Below are 21,363 nucleotides of genomic sequence, written 5' to 3' on the forward strand. Positions count from 1 at the left end.
CCAACCGAAAGGCCCGCACATGAACACCGCACTCCCGGAACCGACCTACGACTACAAGGTGGTTCGCCAATTCGCCCTGATGACCATCGTCTGGGGCATCGTCGGCATGGGCATGGGCGTGTTCATCGCCGCCCAGCTCGTCTGGCCGGCGCTGAACCTCGACCTGCCCTGGACCAGCTTCGGCCGCCTGCGCCCGCTGCACACCAACCTGGTGATCTTCGCCTTCGGCGGCAGCGCGCTGTTCGCCACCAGCTACTACACGGTGCAGCGCACCTGCCAGGCGCGGCTCTATGGCGGCGGGCTTGCGGCCTTCACCTTCTGGGGCTGGCAGGCGCTGGTGGTGATACTGCTGGTCACCCTGCCCCAGGGCCTGACCACCACCAAGGAATACGCCGAGGTGGAGTTCACCGGTGCGGTGTGGATGGGCATCGTCTGGATCGCCTACGCGGTGGTGTTCTTCGGCACTGTGATGAAGCGCAAGACCAAGCACATCTACGTGGGCAACTGGTTCTTCGGCGCCTTCATCGTGGTGACCGCCATGCTCCACGTGGTCAATCACCTGGCCATCCCGGTGAGTTGGTTCAAGTCCTACTCGGTCTACTCCGGCGCCACCGACGCCATGGTGCAGTGGTGGTACGGCCACAACGCCGTGGGTTTCTTCCTCACCACTGGCTTCCTGGGGATGATGTACTACTTCATCCCGAAGCAGGCCGGGCGCCCGGTGTATTCCTACCGGTTGTCCATCGTGCACTTCTGGGCGCTGATCACCCTGTACATCTGGGCCGGCCCGCACCACCTGCACTACACCGCCCTGCCGGACTGGGCGCAGTCCCTCGGCATGGTGATGTCGATCATCCTGCTGGCACCGTCCTGGGGCGGGATGATCAACGGCATGATGACCCTCTCCGGGGCCTGGCATAAGCTGCGCGACGACCCGATCCTGCGCTTTCTGGTGGTGTCGCTCGCCTTCTACGGCATGAGCACCTTCGAAGGCCCGATGATGGCCATCAAGACCGTCAACGCCCTCTCCCACTACACCGACTGGACCATCGGCCACGTGCACGCCGGCGCCCTCGGTTGGGTGGCGATGATCACCATCGGCTCGCTCTACCACCTGATCCCGCGCCTCTGGGGGCGCGCGCAGATGCACAGCATCGGCCTGATCAACGCCCACTTCTGGCTGGCCACCATCGGCACCGTGCTGTACATCGCCTCCATGTGGGTCAACGGCATCACCCAAGGCCTGATGTGGCGCGCGGTGAACGAGGACGGCACCCTGACCTACTCCTTCGTTGAAGCCCTTGAGGCCAGCCACCCGGGCTTCGTGGTGCGCATGGTCGGCGGCATGTTCTTCGTCACCGGCATGCTGCTGATGGCCTGGAACACCTGGCGCACGGTGCGCGTGGGCGATGCCCGCACCACCGACGCCGTGCCGCAGGCGGTGGCCCATGGATAGCGAGAGCGCCTTCGCCCTGCTCGGCCTGGGCGCGGTGACATTCTTCTACCTCGCCACCCAGGCCAGCCTGGGTGGCAGGAGCCAGCGCCAGTTGGACGAAGCCACCATGCTGCCCTTCGCCGATGACGAACCCGTGGCCCGGCGCATGGAGCGCGCCACCGGCCGCAGCAGCACGGGGTGCAGATGTCCGGGAAGGTGTGATGGGGGTTGTGCGGGCCAAATCGACATGGAGGCTTGAACCTGTAGGGGCGAATTCATTCGCCAAGCAGGCCGAAGGTCTGCCCTTCAAGATTGCAGGGGGCAGCGTTGCTGCCCTTGGCGAATGAATTCGCCCCTACAACAGCTTCACCCTCCACACAGGCCTACCAATAATTCTCCACCGCCACCTGCCCCGGCCGGCGGCTCAGGCTCAGGTGCATGTCGCGGGCCTTCAGCACCGCACGGGTGTCGTCGATCATCTGCGGATTGCCGCAGAGCATCACACGGGAGTGTTCGGGGCTCAGTGCGAGGCCGGCGGCGCGTTCCAGTTCGCCGTTCTCGATCAGCGTGGTGATGCGCCCGTGCAGCGCGCCGGGCACCTCTTCGCGGGTGACCACCGGGATGTACAGCAGCTTGTCGGCCGCACCCTCGAGGTATTCCAGGTCTTTCAGCGAATGGATCAGCGGCTGGTAGGCCAGTTCGGCGGCGTGGCGGACGCTATAGACCAGGATGATGCGTTCGAAGCGCTCCCAGACTTCCAGGTCCTGGAGGATCGACAGGAAGGGCGCCAGGCCTGTGCCGGTGGCCAGCAACCAGAGGTCGCGGCCATCGGCGAAACGATCGAGGGTGAGGAAGCCGAAGGCCTGCCTGTCCACCATCAGGGTGTCGCCTTCCTCGAGGCGGGAAAGTTCGCTGGTGAATTCGCCGTCCGGCACGACGATGGAAAAGAACTCCAGGTGCTCGTCATAAGGCGCCGAGACCATGGAATAGGCGCGCCAGACCGTGCTGCCGTCGGCCTTGGTCACCCCCAGGCGGGCGAACTGCCCGGCACGGAAGCGGAAGCCCGCGTCGCGGGTGGTGCGCAGGGTGAACAGGCTGGGCGTCAGGGTCTGCACATCCAGCAGGGTCTGACGGGTGAACTTCTCTTCGCTGGCGGTCATACTCCGCTCCCACTCTTTTCCGATTCGTTCGAAGACCGTCCCAGTGTCTCGCAAAGCGGCCTTCAGAAACACCGCCGGTTCTTATGCCTATATTCGCTACGCCTTTCGCCCAGCTCGACCTGGTGCGCCATCCCGAACAGCAGGACGACCCGCTGCAGGCCTTCGATGCCGCCGACGAGTACCTGCTCAACCACCTGCATGAGCAAGGCATCACCGCCCAGACCCGCATCCTGGTGCTGAACGACAGCTTCGGCGCCCTGGCCACCAGCCTGGCGCGACACGCGCAGGTCACCAGCAGCGGCGATTCCCACCTGGGCCGGATCGCCCTGGAGCGCAACCTGGCGCGCAACGCCCTGGCGGATGCGCCACTGCGTTTCGTGCCGGCCAGCGAGGAGGCCGAGGGGCCGTTCGACCGGGTGCTGATCCGCGTGCCCAAGACCCTGGCCCTGCTGGAAGAACAGCTGATCCGCCTGCAGGGCCGGCTCGCCCCCGGCGCCACTGTGGTCGCCGCCGGCATGGTCAAGCACCTGCCCCACGCGGCCGGTGACCTGCTGGCCAAATACGTCGGCCCGATGCAGCCATCACTGGCGGTGAAGAAGGCGCGCCTGCTGATTGCCACGCCGGAGCAGAAACCGGCGGTGGCCTCGCCCTACCCCAGCCACTACCAATTGGACCAGCCGCGCCTGAGCCTGGTGAACCACGCCAACGTCTTCTGCCGCGAAGGCCTGGACATCGGCACCCGCGCTTTCCTGCCGCACCTGCCACGCAGCCTGGCGAATATCCGTGCGGCGGACCTGGGTTGCGGCAACGGCGTGCTGGGCATCGTCTACGCCCTGGCCAACCCGCAGGCGCGGATGACCCTGGTGGACGAGTCCTACATGGCGGTGCAGTCCGCGCGGGAAAACTGGCGCGCCGCCCTGGGCGAGCGCCCCGTGGATATCCGTGCAGGCGATGGCCTGGCCGAGCAGCCGGCGGACTCCCTGGATCTGGTGCTGTGCAACCCGCCCTTCCACCAGCAGCAGGTGGTGGGCGACTTCCTCGCCTGGCGCATGTTCGTGCAGGCGCGCAATGCGCTGGTGACCGGGGGCGAGCTGTGGATAGTGGGCAACCGCCACCTGGGCTACCACGCCAAGCTCAAGCGGCTGTTCCGGGGTGTTGAGCAGGTGGCGGCGACGCCGAAGTTCGTGGTGCTGAAGGCGAGCAAGTAGCTCTGCCGCACATCGCTCGGACTCACCTCCGGGCGACAAAACCCTGTAGGGGCGAATGAATTCGCCCCTACAGCCAATTCCGGGCGTACGCCTAGTGCGTACTCAACCCCGCCGCCGACATGAACATGCGCAGCACGTAGGCCACCACGCCAAGCGCCAGCACGCTGAGGGCCCAGATGCCCACCAGCCAGCCAAGGCGCTGCCACAGGGGTTTCTTCTCGGGTTCGCCCATGGCGACGCTCCTAGTGATAGCCATCTTCCACCCGCACCTTGCCGCGGAACACGTAGTAGCTCCAGGCGGTGTACATCAGGATGAAGGGGATGATGAACAGCGCGCCCACCAGCATGAAGCCCTGGCTCTGCGGCGGCGCCGCCGCGTCCCAGATAGAGATGGACGGCGGGATCACGTTGGGCCACAGGCTGATGCCCAGGCCGCTGTAGCCGAGGAAAATCAGCACCAGGGTCAGTACGAAGGGCGCATGGTGGGCATTGTTGGCCACTGCCCGCAGCAGCGCCCAGGTGCACACCAGCACCAGGATCGGCACCGGCATGAACCAGAACAGGTTGGGCAGGCTGAACCAGCGCTGGGCAATCTCGGCGTGGGCCAGCGGGGTCCAGATGCTGACGATGCCGGTGATGCCCAGCAGCACCAGCACCAGCGGACGCGCCAGGTCATGCATCTGCTGCTGCAGGCGGCCTTCGGTCTTCATGATCAGCCAGGTGCAGCCGAGCAGCGCGTAGGCGGCGATCAGGCCCAGGCCGCAGAACAGCGGGAAGGGCGCCAGCCAGTCCAGGGAGCCGCCGGCGTAGGCGCGGTTCACCACCGGGATGCCCTCGATGTAGGCGCCCAGGGCCACACCCTGGAAGAAGGTGGCGGCGATGGAACCGCCGATGAAGGCCTTGTCCCAGAGGTGACGCTTGGCCGGCTTGGCCTTGAAGCGGAACTCGAAGGCCACGCCACGGAAGATCAGCCCCAGCAGCATGAAGATCAGCGGCAGGTACAGCGCCGAGAGCACCGTCGAATAGGCCAGCGGGAAGGCGCCGAACAGGCCCGCGCCGCCCAGGATCAGCCAGGTCTCGTTGCCGTCCCAGACCGGCGCCACGGTGTTCATCATCACGTCGCGCTCGCCGTCATCCTTGACGAAGGGGAAGAGGATGCCGATTCCGAGGTCGAAACCGTCCATCACCACGTACATCATCACGCCGAAGATGATAATGATGGCCCAGATCAGTGAAAGGTCGACGCCCATGGTTCAGTTCCTCGGCAGGGTTGCAGCGTTGTCTTCATCGTCCATGCCCTCTTCGGTCGCCGAGAGCGGGCGCGCAGGGGTGCGGTGCTGGCCGGGGCCGCCGGTACCCAGTTCCTTGCCTTCGTCGGTGACCGGGCCCTTGCGCACCAGGCGCATCATGTAGCCGAGGCCCGCCCCGAAGAGCACGAAGTACACCACCACGAAGCTCACCAGGGTCAGGCTCATCTGGGCCACGCTGTGGTTGGACACCGCCTCGCTGGTGCGCATCAGCCCGTAGACCACCCAGGGCTGGCGGCCCATCTCGGTGGTGAACCAGCCGGCGAGCAGGGCGATCAGCCCCGAAGGCCCCATCCACAGGCAGAGCAGGAGGAAGGGCCGCGAGCGGAACAGCCCGCCGCGCCAGCGCAGCCACAGGCTCCAGACGCCGACCAGGATCATCAGCATGCCCAGCGCGACCATGATGCGGAACGACCAGAAGACCACGGTGGAATTGGGGCGGTCCTCCTTGGGGAACTCCTTCAGCGCCGGCACCTGCTTGTCCAGGCTATGGGTCAGGATGATGCTGCCCAGGTAGGGAATCTCCACCTTGAAGCGGGTTTCCTCACGTTCCATGTCCGGCCAGCCGAAGAGGATCAGCGGGGTGGCCTCGCCATGGCTGTTGTCCCAGTGACCTTCCATGGCGGCGATCTTCACCGGCTGGTGCTTGAGGGTGTTGAGGCCGTGCAGGTCGCCGATGAAGGCTTGCACCGGGGCGACGACCAGGGCCATCCACATGGCCATGGAGAGCATCTTGCGGATCGCCGGGTTGTCGCGACCGCGCAGCAGGTGCCAGGCCGCCGAGGCGCCGACGAAGAAGGCGGTGGCGAGAAAGGCGGCGGTGGCCATGTGCAGCAGGCGGTAGGGGAAGGACGGGTTGAACACCACCGCCAGCCAGTCCACCGGTACCACGCGGCCATCGATGATTTCAAAGCCCTGCGGGGTCTGCATCCAGCTGTTGGAGGCGAGGATCCAGAAGGTGGAAATGATGGTGCCGATGGCCACCATGACCGTGGAGAAGAAGTGCAGGCTCGGTCCCACGCGGTTCCAGCCGAACAGCATGACGCCGAGGAAGCCTGCTTCGAGGAAGAAGGCGGTGAGCACCTCGTAGGTCAGGAGCGGCCCGGTGACCGAGCCTGCGAAGTCGGAGAAAGCACTCCAGTTGGTGCCGAACTGATAGGCCATCACCAGGCCGGAAACCACGCCCATGCCGAAGTTGACGGCGAAGATCTTCGACCAGAAGTGATAGAGGTCGCGGTAGACCTCCTGCCCGGTCTTCAGCCACAGGCCTTCCAGCACGGCGAGGTAGCTCGCCAGGCCGATGGTGATGGCCGGGAAGATGATGTGGAAGGACACGGTGAAGGCGAACTGCATTCGGGCGAGATCGAGAGCCTCCAATCCGAACATGGCGAATCCTCTAATCAGGTTGATACGGGCACACGCCCCGCTCGACTCCATTGGATGGAGGAGACAGGCCGAGCGCAATTGTTCTTTTAGGTCGGGGGCTGCTACAGGTGGATGAAGAGCCAGGTTGGCCCTTCACAGATCCGCACCGGAGGTTTTGACGCGGATCAAGCAATGCCTAGAGATTAGCCGGTTCGTGCGCGAGGGAATCTGTGGTTCGTTGCCGCGCGACAGGTTGCCGCAACCCTCACCCCCGGCCCCTCTCCCTGAAGAGGAGAGGGGTGACTCGCGCCTGATATCGCGGTGCTCGCCGTCAGACCAGACCCGATCAGAGCATGAAGGCTACAAGCGGCACGGACTAACTCCCCTCTCCCTTCAGGGAGAGGGGCTGGGGGTGAGGGCCTCTGGGCTGTCCACATCGCGCAGCACACCCGGATCATCCACCCCCACCGCCACCCAGGCCGAGGCATGGGCGCGCAGGACCCGGCGGGCGCCTTCGTCGCCGGTGAGCTGCTGCAGCTCGGCCCAGAATTGCCGCCCGAACAGCACCGGGTGGCCACGTTCGCCCTGATGGACCGGGAACACGATGCGCGCGGCATCGGCCCTGGCCAGCAGCGCGTGCAGGCTGGATTCGGCGATCCAGGGCATATCCCCCAACAGCACCGCGATGGCATCGGCCCGGCCTGTGGATAACGCCCGCACCCCGGCCGCCAGGCTGTGGCCCATGCCTTGCCCGGCGTCCGCGCAAAGGATGATGCTGCAATCGTCCGGCAGCCCAAGCGCCACCGGGTCATCCTCCGGGCGCAGCACCAGGTGCACCTCGCCGAACACCCGCCGTGCGCCCTCCAGGCTGGCAGCCAGCAGGGTGCGGCCGTCAGCCAGGGTGGCGCGGCGCTTGTCGCTGCCGAAGCGGCTGCCGAAGCCGGCGGCGAGGATCAGGGCGGGGACGGTGGGCATTCAGCGACTCCGAGGTGATGAATCTGTAGGGGCGAATTCATTCGCCAAGGGCAGCGCAGCTGCCACCTGGACCTTGTTGGGCAGACCTTCGGCCTGCTTGGCGAATGAATTCGCCCCTACAAGGTATCAACCGCCTTACACCCGCTCCCGCGCAATCCCATTGCGCACCCGCAGGATATCCGCCAACACCGCCAGGGCGATCTCCGAAGGCGTCTTGCTGCCCAGGTTGAGACCGATGGGGGCGATGATGCGGGCGATTTCCGCATCGTTCAGGCCGCCGACCCGGCGCAGGCGCTCCAGGCGCTTGGTACTGGTGGCCATGGAGCCCATCACGCCGATGTAGAAGGCCTCGGTGCGTACCGCCTCGATCATGGCGAGGTCGTCGATCTTCGGGTCGTGGGTCAGGGCGACCACGGCGGTATCGGCATGGCAGCCGCCCAGGCGGATGAACTCCGAGGGCAGCTCGCGGCGGATTTCCACTCCAGGCAGCTCGACGCCCTGCAGCGCCTCGTCGCGGGGGTCGCAGAGCACCACCTCGAAGCCCAGGCTCTGGCCGAACTCCGCGCACACCTGGGCCACCGTGGAATAGCCCGCCAGCAGCAGACGCTGGGCAGCGCCGACGCGCAGGTGCAACAGGTCGCCGTCGCGTTCCACCCTGGGCCCGTGCTCACGGTCCGGCAGCAAGCGGCGCGCACCGTCAGGCAACGAGACTTCGCGGATCAGCCGGCGCTGGCCGGCCAGGGCGCTTTCCAGTTCGCGCAGGTGGGCCTGGACGTCGCAGTCCGATGGCAGGTTTTCCACCAGCACGTCGAGAATGCCGCCACAGGGCAGGCGGATCGACGATTGGCTGTCGCTGCCGTCGCCGTAGCGCACCAGTTGCACCGGCTCGGGGAAAGCCCCGGCGGCCAGGCGTTCGAGGAAGTCATCCTCCACGCAGCCGCCGGACAGCGAGCCGATCCAGTGCCCGGATGCATTGGCCGCCAGCAGCGAGCCCGGTGCGCGGGGCGCCGAGCCGTAGGTGGCCAGGACGGTGCAGAGCCACACGCGCTGGCCGGACGTGGACCATTCCAGGGCCTTGCGCACTACCAGCAGGTCAAGGTGTTGCATCGGGATATCGCCTTCAATGGGACTGGACTTCGCCGCGCAGCTCCGCGACCTGCGCCGGAGCCACCTCGTCCTCGAGGCCTCCCCAGGACTGGCGCAGGTAATTGAGCAGGTCGCGCATCTGGCCGTCGTCGAGTTTATCCCTGAAGCCGGGCATTGGCTGCATGCGCTCGAAGCCGGTGAAATGCTGTTCGCGGATGCCGTCGTCGATCACCCGCACCAGGTTGCGCGAGTCCGCCAGGCGCAGGGTGGTATTGCCGTTCATCGCCACCGCCACGTGGGGCACTCCCTCACCCGCCGCACCGTGGCAGCCAGCACAGACATTGAGGTAGTGCTGGCGCCCGCGCTGGGCGCTCTCGCGCAGCTGGTCTTCGGCCACGGCGGCGATCTCGCGCGGTGCCGGTGGCTGCTCGCCGAGCAGGTAGGTGGCCATGGCGCGGTGGTCATCCTGGGGCAGGAACTGGGTGCTGTGGTGCAGGACCGGGTACATCTCGTTGAACACCGAGCCCTGCTCGCTGATGCCGTGCTTGAGGAAAGTGGTGAGGTCGTCCGTGGTCCAGCCGCGTTCGGCCAGGTCCTTGGCCAGCAGGCTGGGCGCCTCGTAGCCGAGGATGACACCGCCGCTCATGCGCAGGTCCTGCTGCAAGGCGCCAACCGCATTGCGCGGGGTGTGGCACTCGCCGCAGTGGCCGAGCACTTCCACCAGGTACTGGCCGCGCTGCCACGCTTCGCCCTTGCCGTCGGCCGGTGCCAACTGCACGCGGTTCTTGTAGAGCATGTTCCAGAAGGTCATGCCGAAACGGACGTTGAAGGGGAAGGCCAGGTCGGTCTTGGGGCTCGGCTTGGCGACGGGCTCCAGGCTCATCAGGTAGGCGTAGATGGCGTCGGAGTCTTCGCGCTTGAGCAGGTGGTAGGAGGTGTAGGGCATGGCCGGGTAGAGCTTGCTGCCATCCCTGCGTTCGCCCTGGGTCACCGCCTTGTAGAACTCGTCGGCGCTGTAGTGGCCGATGCCGTGCTCCTTGTCCGGGGTGATGTTGGTGCCGTAGATGGTGCCGAACGGCGATACCAGCGGCAGGCCGCCGGCGTATTCGGCGCCGCCCTCGACGCTGTGGCAGGCCACGCAGTCGGCGGCGCGGGCCAGGTACTTGCCGCGCTCGATCTGGGCCTGTTCCGCCGCCTGGGCGGCCAGGGGCAGCAGCAGGGCCACGAGGAAAATCCCACGCATCATCAACCCTCCTTGACCAGGCCGAGGCCTTCCACCACTTCGCGCGCGGCGTTGTAGTAGCGGACGTAGCCGGTGCAGCGGCAGATGTGCTTGCCCAGGGCGTTCTCGATCTCCCCTTCCAGTTCGCTGCGCTTGACCGGCTGGCGCTGGAGCTTTTCCACCAGCACGGTGGCGGCGTTGACGTAGCCGGGGGTGCAGTAGCTGCACTGGAAGGCGAACTGGTCGATGAACTTCTGCTGGACGGGGTTCAGCTCGGTCACCTCGCCCTTGGCGTCACGCTTGGCGTGGCCTTCGATGGTGCGCACCTGCTTGCCGTCGAAGAAGTGCGCGCCGGTGATGCAGGTGCGGATTTCCTCGCTGGTGCCGTCCGGCTTGTCGAGGATCGCCACGCAGGCGTGGCAGACGCCCTGGCCGCAGCCCAGGCGCGAGCCGGTGAGGTTCAGGTGTTCGTGGAGGAATTCGATCATCATCAGGTCGTCGTCCACGGTGAAGGGACCGACGGCCTGGCCGTTGAGAGTCATGCTGAGGGCGCGCTTAGCCATGGAGGGCCTCCTTGATGCGGGCCGGAGTCAGGGGAAGGTCGCGCAGGCGCTTGCCGGTGGCGTGGGCCACGGCGTTCACGATGGCGCCGACCACGGGGATCATCACCACTTCGGCGATGCCCTTGGCCGGGTCGCTGGGCGACAGCGGCGGCAGGATTTCGGCGGTCTGGGTCCAGACGGCGCAGTCCTTGGCGCGGGGCAGCTGGTAACGGTTGAAGTTCCAGGTGCCCTCGCCGGGGCCGCCCTCGTACTTCGGCATCTCTTCCAGCAGCGCATGGCCGATGCCCATGGCGATGCCACCTTCCAGCTGGCCGCGCACCAGTTCGGGCACGATTACGCGGCCGCACTCCAGCCAGGAGTGGTGGTTGATTACCCGCGCATCAAAGCTGCCCTTGTTCACCTTCACTTCCACCAGCGTGGCCACCGGGCTGTAGTAGGTGACCATGGCGTTGTTCAGCTGGGTCGGCGGGTAGTTGATGGAGGCCCGGTCCAGCAGGTGGAAGCCGTGGCTGGTCATCTTCGCCTTTTTCGCCTCGGCGGCACCGTCGCCGTACTTCACTGCCACGGCGTCCAGGGGGAAGGTGTCGCGACGGCCGTCGATCTCGAATTCGCCCGCGGCCCAGGACCAGCGGTTGAAGCCGTGGACGCTGACACCGGTGACCAGGCCCAGCTCATGGGCCTTGTGCGCCAGCAGCTCGAACGGAATCGGCGGCAGGCCGTTGGCGGTCAGCTTGCCTTCCACCCAGTTGGCATCCTCGCGGCGCACCACGTAGGGGTTGGCCAGGCCGCCGTACTCGCCGCGGCCCCAGATGGCCAGGGCCGCTGGCCACAGGCCGTGGTTGAAGAGGATGCGCGCCGCCTCGCGGGTGCCGTGGCCGGTGTAGTAAGCCGAGTTGGTGGCCGAGGACGGCGAGGCCAGCTTGCCGACCCAGCGCGGGTTCTTCAGCGCGGTGTCCTGCTCGGCCTGGCTGATCAGGTAGGGGTTGCCGCTGGTGGTCAGCGCCAGCTCCGCCCACTCGGTCTCGCCGGTGCGGATCTCGTCGGCCGGGCGGCCCAGGTAGTCGGCCACCAGCAGGGCCTGGGAGGTGGCCATGCCGGTGCCCATGTCGATGGCGATCTGGCGCAGCTTCACGCGGCCATCGGCGGTGAACTCCAGGCTCGCCATGGGCGCCTCGGAGCCGGTGCCGAAGTCCTTCTGGCAGATGGCGAAGCCCACGCCGTACCAGTTGTCCGGGTCCTTGGCCTCTTCGGCGCGCTTGCGCGCGTCGCGGTTCTTCCAGATCTCGTGCTGCGACGCCTTGTCGAGAATCTCGTCCAGGCGCAGCGCACCGGCGGGAATGGCGCCCTGGGTGTTCTTCATGCCGGACTTGAAGACGTTCTTCTTGCGCAGCTCGATGGCGTCCACACCCAGGCGGCCGGCCACTTCGTCCACCATCATCTCGGTGGCGGCCATGGTCTGCAGGGTGCCGTAGCCACGCATGGAGCCGGCCTCGACACCGCGGGAATGGTAGGCGGTGGCGGCCAGGTCGCTCTGCGGCAGGTAGTAGATGGACTGCGCGGCGGTAGCGCCGACCGCGGCCACCGAGGGGCTGTAGTTGATGCGGCCGCCACCGTCGACGTCCATATGGGCGCGGAAGATCTGGAACGACAGGTCGTCCTTCTTCACCGCCAGTTGGTAGTGCATGTCGAAGGGGTGGCGCTTGATGCCGCTCTGGAACTGCTCGTAGCGGTCATTGGCCAGGCGTACCGGCACGCCGTCGCCGTACATGGCGGCCAGGGCGGCGTAGAAGACGAAGATGTTGTTGTCCTTGGAGCCGTAACCCACGGTGTAGCCGGGATGCATGTTCAGCTTCTGCACCTTGAAGCGCGACGGTGCCAGCATGTGGGCGGTCTGCTCGGCCGCTTCGAAGGGGCACTGGGTGGCCACCACGAAATGCAGGGTGCCGGTGGCGGCGTCGTACCAGCCGTTACCGTTGTCCGCTTCCAGGGCGGCGGGCTCGATGGACTGCGTGGTGAAGCGCTCGTCGAAAACCATCCAGCCTTCCGGCGGGCTGGCCAGCGTCGCTTGCATCTGCTCGGCGTGGTAGATGCCCTGGGCGGTCAGGTCACCGGCGGGGTTGCCGGCGCCCCAGGTGGGTTTGCGCTCGCGGATCAGCGGGAACAGCATGCTGTCCTTCAGGCTGGAGAAGGTGTCTGGCTCGAAGGGCGTGGCGCCGCCGACGCGGACGAAGCGGAAGCTGCCGTAGGGGTCGCGCTGGAACAGCGGGGCCTGGGCGCCGTAGCGCACCACCTTCTCGTTGAACTTGAGGATGTTCTTCGCCCGGCGGAAGCGGTCGAAGTCCTTCCAGATCAGCAGCGCCACCGGGTGGCCGATGAACATCGGCACCTGTCCTTCCGGCAGGAAGGGATCGGGGCTGTGGCCTTCGGGGAAGGCGATGCCGTCCTTTGCCAGGTCGGCGGCGGTCACCACACGGTCGGGCTTCAGTTCGTCGCCCAGCATAGACAGGTCGATGCCCTGGTACAGGTGGTCGGCACGGGTCGCCTTGAGCAGCAGCGCATGGCCCTGCTGCTGCGGCCAGCCGGGCATGTCCTTGGCGCGGATATCGCGGGCGAACACCTTGCCGCCGCAGACCTTGCTGACGCCATCGATCCGCCCACGGGCCTGGCCGCCGGCGGTGTACCAGGGCTCGGGGGTGATCGTGACCTGGTCCTCGAACAACGCGGCGAAGGCCTTGCTGCCGAGCGGCGCGAGGGAGATGCCGATACCGGCGACGACGCTGCCCTGCAGGAAGGCGCGACGGGATAGTGCGGGAGTGGACATGCCCGTTTCTCCGGGGCCAGGCGGGGCCGGACCCAAATTTTGTGCAATAAACGGTAGCCGGCCCTTCCGGGGGGAAGGGCCGTAACAAGAATAGTCTGGGGGATGAACCTGACTTGAAGGTCAAATTCTAACGAAATCACCGACAGACACAAAGAGGAAATCTGTCTCTTTAGTCAGAAAATCCCTTCGGGCGACTCGCTGATCGAACGCTTTGTCCGGCAAATGCAACCGCATGTTTCATCTGGCGTGCTAGGCTGCGGCACCGATAGCAACCTAAGCATTTTCGGATATGTCCCAGCCCACTCTCCTACGCCATCACCGCCCCTTCCTGGCTTTCTGGTTCGCGCGCGTCTGTACGGCAAGCGGCTTCCAGATGATCACGGTCGCCATTGGCTGGCATATCTACGAACTCACCGGCAACGTCCTCGACCTGGGCCTGGTGGGCCTGGTCGAGTTCCTGCCCCGGGTGATCTTCATGCTCCACACCGGGCATGTCGCCGACCGCTTCGACCGCCGCCGTGTCGCCGCGCTCTGCCAGGTGCTGCAGGCCCTGGTGGCCGGGGTACTGGTGTTCGCCAGTGCCACCGGCAGCGCCAGCCGCGAGCTGATCTTCCTCATGGCCTTTGTCCTCGGTGCCGCCCGCGCCTTCGAGATGCCCGCCACCCAGGCGCTGCTGCCCAACGTGGTGCCCAAGGAGCTGTTCCCGCGCGCGGTGGCCGCCTCGGCCTCGGCCATGCAGGCCGCCACCATAGTCGCGCCGGCCCTCGGCGGCCTGCTCTACGCCTTCGGCAGCCTGTGGGTCTACGGCCCGACCGCGGTGATCTACCTCGCCGCCTGTGCCCTGATGCTCGGCCTGTCGAGCAACCAGCAGCAGGCCAGCAAGGCACCGGCCAACCTGGAGAACCTGCTGGCCGGCATCCGCTTCATCCGCAGCCGCCCCGACATTCTCGGCGCCATTTCCCTGGACCTGTTCGCCGTGCTGCTCGGTGGCGCCACCGCCCTGCTCCCGGTGTTCGCCAAGGACATCCTGCTCACCGGCCCCTGGGGCCTCGGCCTGCTGCGCTCGGCGCCGGCGGTGGGCGCGCTGCTGATGTCCTTCTGGCTGGCGCGCTTCCCCATCGAGCGCAACGTGGGCCGCATCATGTTCACCTCGGTGGGGGTGTTCGGCGTGGCCACCATCGCCTTCGGCCTGTCCACATCCTTCTGGTTCTCCCTGGCGGTGCTGGCTGTGCTCGGCGCCGCCGACATGATCAGCATGGTGATCCGCGGCGCCTTCGTGCAGTTGCACACCCCGGATGAGATGCGCGGCCGGGTCAGCGCGGTGAACGGCCTGTTCATCGGCGCCTCCAATCAGCTCGGCGAGTTCGAGTCCGGCGTCACCGCTGCCTGGTTCGGCACCGTACCGGCGGTGGTGATGGGCGGCGTGGGCACCCTGCTGGTGACCGGGCTGTGGATCAGGCTGTTCCCGAGCCTGGCGCAGCGGGACAGGTTGCACTGAATCCGCCCTGGGCGTGAATCCTTGTAGGGGCGAATTCATTCGCCAAGCAGGCCGAAGGGCTGCCCTGCAATACAGCGGGGGGCGGCGGTGCCGCCCTTGGCGAATGAATTCGCCCCTACAGATGGAGCCCGCTCCGATCAGGGCACCAGCATCGCCTTGGCGATTTCATTGCGCTTGGCCTTGCCGCACAGCTGCTCCACCAGGGTCAGGGCGAAGGCCAGGGCGGTGCCGGGTCCCTGGCTGGTGATGCAGTTGCCGTCCACCACCACCGGCTGGTCGACGAAGGTGCAGCCGGACAGGCGGTCGCTGAAGCTCGGGTAGCAGGTCATGCGCCGCTGGCGCAGCACGCCGTAGGGCTGCAGCGCCATGGCCGGGGAGGCGCAGATGGCGGCGAAGAGGCGGCCGGCCTTGGCCTGCTCGCGGACCTTCTCGGCCAGCGGCTCGTGCTCGCCCAGGCGCTGGGCGCCGGGCATGCCACCGGGCAGGACGATCAGGTCATAGTCCTGGGCCAGCACATCCAGCAGCATGGTGTCGGCGGTCAGGCGGGTGCCACGGGCCAGGGTGATCATGCGGCGGGTCTCGATGCTGCCCACCACCGTCTTCACCTCGGCGCGCCGCAGCACGTCGATGAGGGTCACCGTTTCCAGGTCTTCCACGCCTTCGGCGACGGCGATCAGGGCCTGGAGATGAGGTTGTGTATGCATGGCGTTCTCCTTTTCCTGGAAACCGAAGCTGTCCGTCCGGTCATAAATTCACCGCTTCTGGGCGAGCTGGTATGATGCGCGCCTTTTTCCAGACTGGCAGAGAAAAGTCCGTGGCGCCCGCGCGCGCCGTGCAATTGTGCTTTGCTTTTCGCCAGCTGAATGACAACGACGCGGTGCGTCACGGGGAGCCCACACATGCTGGAGAAGCTGTTCCAACTCAAGGCGCACGATACCAACGTGCGCACCGAGATCCTGGCCGGTCTGACGACCTTCCTGACGATGGCCTACATCCTGTTCGTCAACCCGGCCATCCTCGGTGAGACCGGCATGGACAAGGGCGCGATCTTCGTCGCCACCTGCCTGGCCGCCGCCATCGGCTCGGCCACCATGGCGCTGATCGCCAACTACCCCATTGCCCTGGCTCCCGGCATGGGCCTGAATGCCTTCTTCACCTACAGCGTTGTGCTGCAGATGGGCCACACCTGGCAGGTGGCACTGGGTGCGGTATTCCTCTCCGCCTGCATGTTCTTCGTGCTCTCGGTGTTCAAGATCCGCGAGTGGATCATCAACAGCATCCCGCTGGAGCTGCGCTCGGCCATCGCCGCCGGCATCGGCCTGTTCCTCGGCCTGATCGCCCTGCAGAAGGCCGGCATCGTCACTGCCCACCCGGTGACCATGCTGACCGTCGGCGACCTGACCAAGCCCGAGCCGATCCTCGCGGTACTCGGCTTCTTCCTCATCGTCGCCCTCGAAGCGCGCAAGGTGACCGGCGCCGTGCTGATCGGCATCCTCGCCGTGACCATCGCCGGCATCGCCCTGGGCGTGTCGCAGTTCGGCGGCGTCTTCTCCATGCCGCCGTCGCTGGCGCCCACCTTCCTCCAGCTGGATATCAAGGGGGCCCTGGAAATCGGCCTGGTGAGCGTGATCTTCGCCTTCCTCTTCGTCGACCTGTTCGACAACTCCGGCACCCTCATCGCCGTGGCCAAGAAGGCCGGGCTGATGCGCGCCGACGGCTACATGCCGAAGATGGGCCGCGCCCTGATCGCCGACTCCACCGCCGCCATGGGCGGCTCGCTGCTGGGCACCTCCACCACCACCAGCTACATCGAGTCCGCCGCGGGCGTCAGCGCCGGCGGCCGCACCGGCCTCACCGCCATGGTGGTGGCGATCCTGTTCCTGCTGGCCCTGTTCCTCTCGCCCCTGGCGGGCAGCGTACCGGCCTTCGCCACCGCCCCGGCGCTGTTCTTCGTCGCTGTGCTGATGGCCTCCGGCCTGGCCGAGATCGACTGGCATGACCTGACCACCGCCGCCCCGGTGCTGATCACCACCCTGGCCATGCCCTTCACCTATTCCATCGCCGACGGCATCGCCTTCGGCTTCATCGCCTGGGCCGCGATCAAGACCCTGGCCGGCCGCTACAAGGAACTCAGCCCGGCCCTGGTGATCCTGGCCGTGCTCTTCGTTATCAAGATGGGTTACTTCCACTGATGAGTCGTCCCCAGTTCGACCCGGCGGCCTATGCCGCCCAGCTCACCGAGAAGACCGCACGCCTGAAGGCGCTGCTGGCGCCTTTCAGCGCGCCGGAGCCGGAAGTCTTCGAATCCCCCCGCGAGCATTACCGCCTGCGCGCCGAGTTCCGACTGTGGCGCGAGACCGGCAGCGAAAACCGCCACTACGCGATGTTCGAAGCCGGTGACAAGTTCACCCCGGTGCTGATCGAGGACTTCCCCATCGCCAGCCGCCGCATCAACGAGCTGATGCCGCGCCTGAAAGCCGGCTGGCAGGCTAGCCGGGTGCTGTCGTTCAAGCTGTTCCAGGTGGAATTCCTCACCACCCTGGCCGGCGATGCGCTGATTACCCTCTGCTACCACCGCCCGCTGGACGAAACCTGGCAGGCCGAGGCCGAGAAGCTCGCCACCGAGCTGGGCGTTTCCCTGGTGGGCCGCTCCAAGGGCAAGCGCATCGTCATCGGCCGCGACTATGTCGAGGAAGAACTGACCGTCGCCGGCCGCCTGTTCCGCTACCGCCAGCCGGAAGGCGCCTTCACCCAGCCCAATGGCGAGGTGAACCAGAAGATGCTGGGCTGGGCCTTCGATGTGCTGGGCGAGCGCCAGGACGACCTGCTGGAGCTCTACTGCGGTAACGGCAACTTCACCCTGCCGCTGGCCACCCGCGTGCGCCAGGTGCTGGCCACCGAGATCAGCAAGACCTCGGTCAACGCCGCCCTGGCCAACCTGGCCGACAACGCCGTGGAAAACGTCACCCTGGTGCGCCTCTCCGCCGAGGAACTGACCGAGGCGCTGAACGAGGTCCGCCCGTTCCGCCGCCTGGCCGGCATCGATCTCAAGGGCTACGCGTTCGGCAGCGTCTTCGTCGACCCGCCGCGCGCCGGCATGGACCCGGACACCTGCGAACTGACCCGCCGCTTCGACCGCATCCTCTATATCTCCTGCAATCCGGAGACCCTGGCGGCGAATATCCAGCAGTTGAGCGATACCCATAAGGTCACGCGCTGCGCCCTGTTCGACCAGTTCCCCTATACCCACCACATGGAGTCGGGCGTGCTGCTGGAGCGGCGCTGACACCCTCTCCCCCGGCCCCTCTCCCTGAAGAGGAGAGGGGTGACGCTCGGCCCAACTTCGGAGCCAGACGGTGAATGCAGGGCACGGGGCAGGATGCTCCCCTCTACGCGCCATCCAGCTTGCGCAGCGCCGCGAAGGCCAGCCCCGCCGAGACCACCTCGAACAGCAGCGCGTAGAGGTTGAACGTCTGCTCCAGGCCGCCATCCAGCCAGAGGCCACTGATCCGCCCCAGGGCCATGGCAATATAAATCAGCACCAGCAGATCCAGCGCCGCCCGAGCCAGTTGCAGGCGCAACTGGCTCAGCAACAGGAAAGCGGCGATACCCAGCGGCAGGCAGCCGTAATAGGCGCGCACGTCGGTGACCGCTGACGGGTCCATCAGCAGCGTGCCGCTGAGGCTGGCCATCTGCTCCGGACGGATGAAGTAGGCCAGCCCGACGACGGTGAGGATCAGTGCCTGCAGGCCCAGCAGGATGCGGGTGAAGAGCATCGCCTGGTCTCGCAATGGGTGCAGGAAATCAGCATAGACCCCACAACAGTCTGAAACAGACTGTCACTTGGGACCTGGCCGGCACGGGGCTATGCTGCCCCTCTTTTTCTCCAACCTGCATGGCGCAAGGAGCCTCACATGCGATCCCTCCTCCTGTTGACCACCCTGTTCGCCGGCATCGCCCAGGCCGCCGAGCCCGTGACCATGGACGTCTACCGCGACCCCAACTGCGGCTGCTGCAAGGCCTGGATCAGCCACCTGCGTGATAACGGCATCCAGGTCCGCGACCACGAGGAAACCAATATGACCGCGGTGAAGATGCGCGTCGGCGTGCCCTACCAGCTCGGCTCGTGCCACACCGGCTTGGTGGACGGAAAGTTCGTCGAAGGTCACGTGCCCGCCAGCGACGTGCTGAAGCTGCGTGAGCGCCCGGACCTGCTGGGTGCAGCCGTACCCGGCATGCCCATCGGCTCTCCGGGCATGGAGATGGGTGATCGCGTCGAGGCCTACCAGGTGATAGGCGTGGCCCAGGGTGGCAAGCTGAGCGTGCTGAGCGAGTATCCTGCACGCTGAGCGATCCCTCTCCACCGACGGCCGCCTGATGCGGCCGTCCTTCCTTCTGGAGCCTGAAATGGACTATTGGCAAGTCGATGTTTTCGCCGAGCGGGTCCTGGCCGGCAACGGCCTGGCCGTGTTCCCCGATTGCCGCGGCCTTTCCGCTGCCGCCATGCAGGAACTGACCCGCGAGCTGCGGCAGTTCGAATCGATTTTCCTGACGCCGCTGGACAGCGCCGACGCCTTCGCCGCACGGGTATTCACCGTTGAAGAGGAGCTGCCGTTCGCCGGCCACCCGATCCTCGGCGCCGCCGCGCTGCTGCACCACCTGCACGGCGGCGACGCCGAAGCCAGCTGGCGACTGCAGCTGCCGGAGAAGCAGGTGCGCATCGCCACCCGCCGCCAGGGCAAGGGCTTCTATGCCGAGATGGACCAGGGCCGCGCCGAGTTCGGCCAGGTTCTGGACGACGCCGGCGCCGATGCCTTCGCCGCCGCCTTCGGCAGCGAACGCGATCGCCGCTACCCCGCCCAGGTGGTCAGCACCGGCCTGCCCTACCTGCTGCTGCCGGTGACCGCCGCGGGCCTGGCCACGGCGAAGCAACGCGAGTTGCTGGATGACGCCCTGGCCGGCATCGGCGCGGCGTTCGTCTTCCTGATGGACGTGGACGCCCGCGAAGGGCGCACCTGGGACCCGCTGGGCGTGGTGGAGGACATCGCCACCGGCAGCGCCGCCGGCCCCGTGGCCGCCTGGCGCGTGGCCCAGGGGCTGGACCTGCCGCGCAAGTCGTTCGCCCTGGCCCAGGGCCGCTTCCTCGGCCGGCCGAGCCGGCTGGATGTGCACGTCGACGAAGCCGGCAACGTGCTGGTGGGCGGCGCCGTGCAACTACTGGCACAAGCCCGCCTGTTGCCGGCCCTGGCGGAGCTGGGCTGACGACCGGGCTGGCGGCATGGGCCAGCAGCGTCAACACTGAACAATTCTCAGCAAGAAGAGAGAGAGTGATCATGCGCTGGCAACGTGCGCGTCGCAGCGACAACGTCGAGGACGCCGGCGGCAGCGGCATGCGCCTGGGTGGCGGCAAGGGGCTGGGCCTGGGCGGTATCGCGATAGTGGTGGTGGTGGCGCTGCTGATGGGCGAGGACCCGCTGCAGATCCTCGGCCAGATGGCCCAGCAGAACGCCTCGGTCAATCCCCAGCAGCAGTCGGCCATGCCCAGCGGCGCACCGGAGGAGCGCGAGTTCGTTCGCGCCATCCTCGGCGATACCGAAGATACCTGGCGCGCCATCTTCCAGGCCGCCGGCCGCCAGTACCAGGATCCGACCCTGGTGCTGTTCAACGGCGGCGTGCAATCGGCCTGCGGCTTCGCCTCCTCCGCCGTCGGCCCCTTCTATTGTCCGGGCGATCGCAAGGTCTACCTGGACCTGGACTTCTTCGAGGAATTGGCCGATCGCTTCGAGGCAGCCGGCGACTTCGCCCAGGCCTATGTGATCGCCCATGAGGTGGGCCACCACGTGCAGACGCTGCTGGGCGTCTCCGCCAAGGTCAACGCCGCCCGCCAGCGTGGCGAACAAGTGGAAGGCGACAACGGCCTGCTGGTGCGCCAGGAACTCCAGGCCGACTGCCTCGCCGGAGTCTGGGCCTATCACGCGCAGAAACGCCTGGAGTGGCTGGAGCCAGGGGACCTCGACGAGGCCCTCAACGCCGCCAACGCCATCGGCGACGACCGCCTGCAACGCCAGGCTCGCGGCCAGGTGGTGCCGGACTCCTTCACCCACGGGACTTCGGCGCAGCGGGTGCGCTGGTTCAAGATGGGGTACGAGCGAGGGGAAGTGGGGCGGTGCGATACGTTTGCGACGGCGAGGCTTTGAAGGGATGGTCCGAGCGCGCTGACACTTCCCTCACCCCAACCCTCTCCCGGAGGGAGAAGGGGCTGTCCGTGCCGATGGTGGGTCTTGAGTCACCCCTCTCCCCTTGGGAGAGGGGCCGGGGGTGAGGGAAGCCGGGCTACCGCTCGGACGCCACCAGCAGAATCCGCTCCAGCACCGCATCAGTCTCCACCATCGCCTCCCGCGCACTGAAGCGCAGAACGAGAATCCCCTGCCCGGCCAACCACTGGTCCCGAACCTCATCCCTGTGGTTGTCCTCATAGTGCTGTCCACCATCGATCTCGACGGCCAGCCGCTTCTCTGAACAGAAGAAATCCAGGACATAAGGTCCTGCAGGATGCTGCCTACGAAACTTCAGACCTGCCAATTGCCGTCCGCGCAGCCGGCGCCAGACCAGGTTCTCGGCATTGGTGGACGAGCGCCTGAGCTCCCGGGCGAACTCCAGACGCTCTTCGTCGAGCGGTAATTTGTGCATGGGTCATCCCTCCGTGGATAACTGATGCTTCCC

At 66.7% G+C, this 21,363-nt stretch carries 21 protein-coding genes; 9 read left to right on the forward strand and 12 right to left on the reverse strand.

Annotated features, from left to right (window positions below):
• Positions 1–19: 19 nt before the first annotated feature.
• On the forward strand, positions 20–1,456 hold the full coding sequence (gene ccoN / locus ACFW0H_RS18620) for a cytochrome-c oxidase, cbb3-type subunit I (RefSeq protein ID WP_422915346.1): 1,437 nt from the start codon (positions 20–22) through the stop codon (positions 1,454–1,456).
• On the forward strand, positions 1,449–1,694 hold the full coding sequence (locus ACFW0H_RS18625) for a cbb3-type cytochrome c oxidase subunit 3 (RefSeq protein WP_422915347.1): 246 nt from the start codon (positions 1,449–1,451) through the stop codon (positions 1,692–1,694). The genes ccoN and ACFW0H_RS18625 overlap by 8 nt, the downstream gene beginning before the upstream one ends.
• Positions 1,695–1,818: 124 nt before the next feature.
• Here ACFW0H_RS18625 and ACFW0H_RS18630 read toward each other — a convergent pair whose 3' ends face one another.
• Complete coding sequence (locus ACFW0H_RS18630) at positions 1,819–2,595, reverse strand: ferredoxin--NADP reductase (protein WP_422915348.1); 777 nt, start codon at positions 2,593–2,595, stop codon at positions 1,819–1,821.
• An 83-nt stretch (positions 2,596–2,678) separates the two neighbouring features.
• Between ACFW0H_RS18630 and ACFW0H_RS18635 the strand changes: the two genes are divergently transcribed.
• Positions 2,679–3,803 (forward strand): methyltransferase, encoded by a 1,125-nt coding sequence (locus ACFW0H_RS18635; protein ID WP_422915349.1) that lies wholly within the window; start codon positions 2,679–2,681, stop codon positions 3,801–3,803.
• Positions 3,804–3,894: 91 nt separating this feature from the next.
• On the opposite strand, the gene ACFW0H_RS18640 is transcribed toward ACFW0H_RS18635, so the two are convergent.
• From ACFW0H_RS18640 to ACFW0H_RS18675, 8 genes are all read right to left on the reverse strand, one after another.
• A complete protein-coding gene (locus ACFW0H_RS18640; RefSeq protein ID WP_422915350.1) occupies positions 3,895–4,035 on the reverse strand; it encodes a DUF2474 domain-containing protein in 141 nt (46 codons plus the stop codon).
• A 10-nt stretch (positions 4,036–4,045) separates the two neighbouring features.
• The gene (gene cydB / locus ACFW0H_RS18645) at positions 4,046–5,053 is read right to left on the reverse strand and encodes a cytochrome d ubiquinol oxidase subunit II (protein ID WP_422915351.1); all 1,008 of its coding nucleotides are present in this window, start codon (positions 5,051–5,053) and stop codon (positions 4,046–4,048) included.
• A gap of 3 nt (positions 5,054–5,056) precedes the next feature.
• Entirely contained in the window at positions 5,057–6,496 is a 1,440-nt protein-coding gene (locus ACFW0H_RS18650; RefSeq protein ID WP_422915352.1) for a cytochrome ubiquinol oxidase subunit I, read from the reverse strand.
• A 372-nt stretch (positions 6,497–6,868) separates the two neighbouring features.
• Entirely contained in the window at positions 6,869–7,450 is a 582-nt protein-coding gene (locus ACFW0H_RS18655; protein ID WP_422915353.1) for a nucleotidyltransferase family protein, read from the reverse strand.
• Positions 7,451–7,585: 135 nt separating this feature from the next.
• Positions 7,586–8,557: an XdhC family protein gene (locus tag ACFW0H_RS18660; protein ID WP_422915354.1), complete on the reverse strand. Its 972-nt coding sequence runs from the start codon at positions 8,555–8,557 to the stop codon at positions 7,586–7,588.
• Between the two features lie 13 nt (positions 8,558–8,570).
• Entirely contained in the window at positions 8,571–9,779 is a 1,209-nt protein-coding gene (locus ACFW0H_RS18665) for a cytochrome c (RefSeq protein ID WP_422915381.1), read from the reverse strand.
• 2 nt (positions 9,780–9,781) lie between these two features.
• Positions 9,782–10,321: a (2Fe-2S)-binding protein gene (locus ACFW0H_RS18670; protein WP_422915355.1), complete on the reverse strand. Its 540-nt coding sequence runs from the start codon at positions 10,319–10,321 to the stop codon at positions 9,782–9,784.
• Positions 10,314–13,142, reverse strand: a complete 2,829-nt coding sequence (locus ACFW0H_RS18675) for a xanthine dehydrogenase family protein molybdopterin-binding subunit (protein WP_422915356.1) — start codon at positions 13,140–13,142, stop codon at positions 10,314–10,316. The genes ACFW0H_RS18670 and ACFW0H_RS18675 overlap by 8 nt, the downstream gene beginning before the upstream one ends.
• A gap of 289 nt (positions 13,143–13,431) precedes the next feature.
• Here ACFW0H_RS18675 and ACFW0H_RS18680 point away from each other — a divergent pair, with 289 nt between their 5' ends.
• Positions 13,432–14,640 carry an MFS transporter gene (locus tag ACFW0H_RS18680; protein ID WP_422915357.1) on the forward strand — a complete coding sequence of 403 codons (1,209 nt, stop codon included), beginning with the start codon at positions 13,432–13,434 and terminating at the stop codon, positions 14,638–14,640.
• A gap of 137 nt (positions 14,641–14,777) precedes the next feature.
• On the opposite strand, the gene ACFW0H_RS18685 is transcribed toward ACFW0H_RS18680, so the two are convergent.
• Positions 14,778–15,344 (reverse strand): DJ-1 family glyoxalase III, encoded by a 567-nt coding sequence (locus ACFW0H_RS18685; protein WP_422915358.1) that lies wholly within the window; start codon positions 15,342–15,344, stop codon positions 14,778–14,780.
• 195 nt (positions 15,345–15,539) lie between these two features.
• Between ACFW0H_RS18685 and ACFW0H_RS18690 the strand changes: the two genes are divergently transcribed.
• Complete coding sequence (locus tag ACFW0H_RS18690; protein WP_422915359.1) at positions 15,540–16,832, forward strand: NCS2 family permease; 1,293 nt, start codon at positions 15,540–15,542, stop codon at positions 16,830–16,832.
• Positions 16,832–17,926 carry a tRNA (uridine(54)-C5)-methyltransferase TrmA gene (gene trmA, locus ACFW0H_RS18695; protein WP_422915360.1) on the forward strand — a complete coding sequence of 365 codons (1,095 nt, stop codon included), beginning with the start codon at positions 16,832–16,834 and terminating at the stop codon, positions 17,924–17,926. The genes ACFW0H_RS18690 and trmA overlap by 1 nt, the downstream gene beginning before the upstream one ends.
• A gap of 103 nt (positions 17,927–18,029) precedes the next feature.
• Here trmA and ACFW0H_RS18700 read toward each other — a convergent pair whose 3' ends face one another.
• Positions 18,030–18,416, reverse strand: a complete 387-nt coding sequence (locus ACFW0H_RS18700) for a DUF4345 domain-containing protein (protein ID WP_422915361.1) — start codon at positions 18,414–18,416, stop codon at positions 18,030–18,032.
• 138 nt (positions 18,417–18,554) lie between these two features.
• On the opposite strand from ACFW0H_RS18700, the gene ACFW0H_RS18705 reads away from it, so the two are divergent.
• From ACFW0H_RS18705 to ypfJ, 3 genes are all read left to right on the forward strand, one after another.
• A complete protein-coding gene (locus ACFW0H_RS18705; RefSeq protein ID WP_422915362.1) occupies positions 18,555–18,989 on the forward strand; it encodes a DUF411 domain-containing protein in 435 nt (144 codons plus the stop codon).
• Positions 18,990–19,047: 58 nt separating this feature from the next.
• Positions 19,048–19,902: a PhzF family phenazine biosynthesis protein gene (locus ACFW0H_RS18710; RefSeq protein WP_422915363.1), complete on the forward strand. Its 855-nt coding sequence runs from the start codon at positions 19,048–19,050 to the stop codon at positions 19,900–19,902.
• Between the two features lie 71 nt (positions 19,903–19,973).
• Positions 19,974–20,837, forward strand: coding sequence for a KPN_02809 family neutral zinc metallopeptidase (ypfJ, locus tag ACFW0H_RS18715; RefSeq protein WP_422915364.1), 864 nt, complete (start codon positions 19,974–19,976; stop codon positions 20,835–20,837).
• Between the two features lie 136 nt (positions 20,838–20,973).
• Here ypfJ and ACFW0H_RS18720 read toward each other — a convergent pair whose 3' ends face one another.
• On the reverse strand, positions 20,974–21,330 hold the full coding sequence (locus tag ACFW0H_RS18720; protein WP_422915365.1) for an endonuclease domain-containing protein: 357 nt from the start codon (positions 21,328–21,330) through the stop codon (positions 20,974–20,976).
• Positions 21,331–21,363: the final 33 nt, after the last annotated feature.

Source organism: Metapseudomonas cellulosilytica (assembly GCF_049334135.1).
Classification (GTDB): domain Bacteria; phylum Pseudomonadota; class Gammaproteobacteria; order Pseudomonadales; family Pseudomonadaceae; genus Metapseudomonas.

What these genes read in the sequence shown, in the direction of transcription:
- ACFW0H_RS18690 (WP_422915359.1), top strand. Translation starts at nt 15,540, where the DNA reads ATGCTGGAGAAGCTGTTCCAACTCAAGGCGCACGATACCAACGTGCGC.
- ccoN (WP_422915346.1), top strand. Translation starts at nt 20, where the DNA reads ATGAACACCGCACTCCCGGAACCGACCTACGACTACAAGGTGGTTCGC.
- ACFW0H_RS18625 (WP_422915347.1), top strand. Translation starts at nt 1,449, where the DNA reads ATGGATAGCGAGAGCGCCTTCGCCCTGCTCGGCCTGGGCGCGGTGACA.
- ACFW0H_RS18700 (WP_422915361.1), bottom strand. Translation starts at nt 18,416, where the DNA reads ATGCTCTTCACCCGCATCCTGCTGGGCCTGCAGGCACTGATCCTCACC.
- ypfJ (WP_422915364.1), top strand. Translation starts at nt 19,974, where the DNA reads ATGCGCTGGCAACGTGCGCGTCGCAGCGACAACGTCGAGGACGCCGGC.
- ACFW0H_RS18685 (WP_422915358.1), bottom strand. Translation starts at nt 15,344, where the DNA reads ATGCATACACAACCTCATCTCCAGGCCCTGATCGCCGTCGCCGAAGGC.
- ACFW0H_RS18640 (WP_422915350.1), bottom strand. Translation starts at nt 4,035, where the DNA reads ATGGGCGAACCCGAGAAGAAACCCCTGTGGCAGCGCCTTGGCTGGCTG.
- ACFW0H_RS18675 (WP_422915356.1), bottom strand. Translation starts at nt 13,142, where the DNA reads ATGTCCACTCCCGCACTATCCCGTCGCGCCTTCCTGCAGGGCAGCGTC.
- ACFW0H_RS18660 (WP_422915354.1), bottom strand. Translation starts at nt 8,557, where the DNA reads ATGCAACACCTTGACCTGCTGGTAGTGCGCAAGGCCCTGGAATGGTCC.
- cydB (WP_422915351.1), bottom strand. Translation starts at nt 5,053, where the DNA reads ATGGGCGTCGACCTTTCACTGATCTGGGCCATCATTATCATCTTCGGC.
- ACFW0H_RS18670 (WP_422915355.1), bottom strand. Translation starts at nt 10,321, where the DNA reads ATGGCTAAGCGCGCCCTCAGCATGACTCTCAACGGCCAGGCCGTCGGT.
- ACFW0H_RS18650 (WP_422915352.1), bottom strand. Translation starts at nt 6,496, where the DNA reads ATGTTCGGATTGGAGGCTCTCGATCTCGCCCGAATGCAGTTCGCCTTC.
- ACFW0H_RS18655 (WP_422915353.1), bottom strand. Translation starts at nt 7,450, where the DNA reads ATGCCCACCGTCCCCGCCCTGATCCTCGCCGCCGGCTTCGGCAGCCGC.
- ACFW0H_RS18630 (WP_422915348.1), bottom strand. Translation starts at nt 2,595, where the DNA reads ATGACCGCCAGCGAAGAGAAGTTCACCCGTCAGACCCTGCTGGATGTG.
- ACFW0H_RS18710 (WP_422915363.1), top strand. Translation starts at nt 19,048, where the DNA reads ATGGACTATTGGCAAGTCGATGTTTTCGCCGAGCGGGTCCTGGCCGGC.
- ACFW0H_RS18705 (WP_422915362.1), top strand. Translation starts at nt 18,555, where the DNA reads ATGCGATCCCTCCTCCTGTTGACCACCCTGTTCGCCGGCATCGCCCAG.
- ACFW0H_RS18635 (WP_422915349.1), top strand. Translation starts at nt 2,679, where the DNA reads ATGCCTATATTCGCTACGCCTTTCGCCCAGCTCGACCTGGTGCGCCAT.
- trmA (WP_422915360.1), top strand. Translation starts at nt 16,832, where the DNA reads ATGAGTCGTCCCCAGTTCGACCCGGCGGCCTATGCCGCCCAGCTCACC.
- ACFW0H_RS18680 (WP_422915357.1), top strand. Translation starts at nt 13,432, where the DNA reads ATGTCCCAGCCCACTCTCCTACGCCATCACCGCCCCTTCCTGGCTTTC.
- ACFW0H_RS18665 (WP_422915381.1), bottom strand. Translation starts at nt 9,779, where the DNA reads ATGCGTGGGATTTTCCTCGTGGCCCTGCTGCTGCCCCTGGCCGCCCAG.
- ACFW0H_RS18720 (WP_422915365.1), bottom strand. Translation starts at nt 21,330, where the DNA reads ATGCACAAATTACCGCTCGACGAAGAGCGTCTGGAGTTCGCCCGGGAG.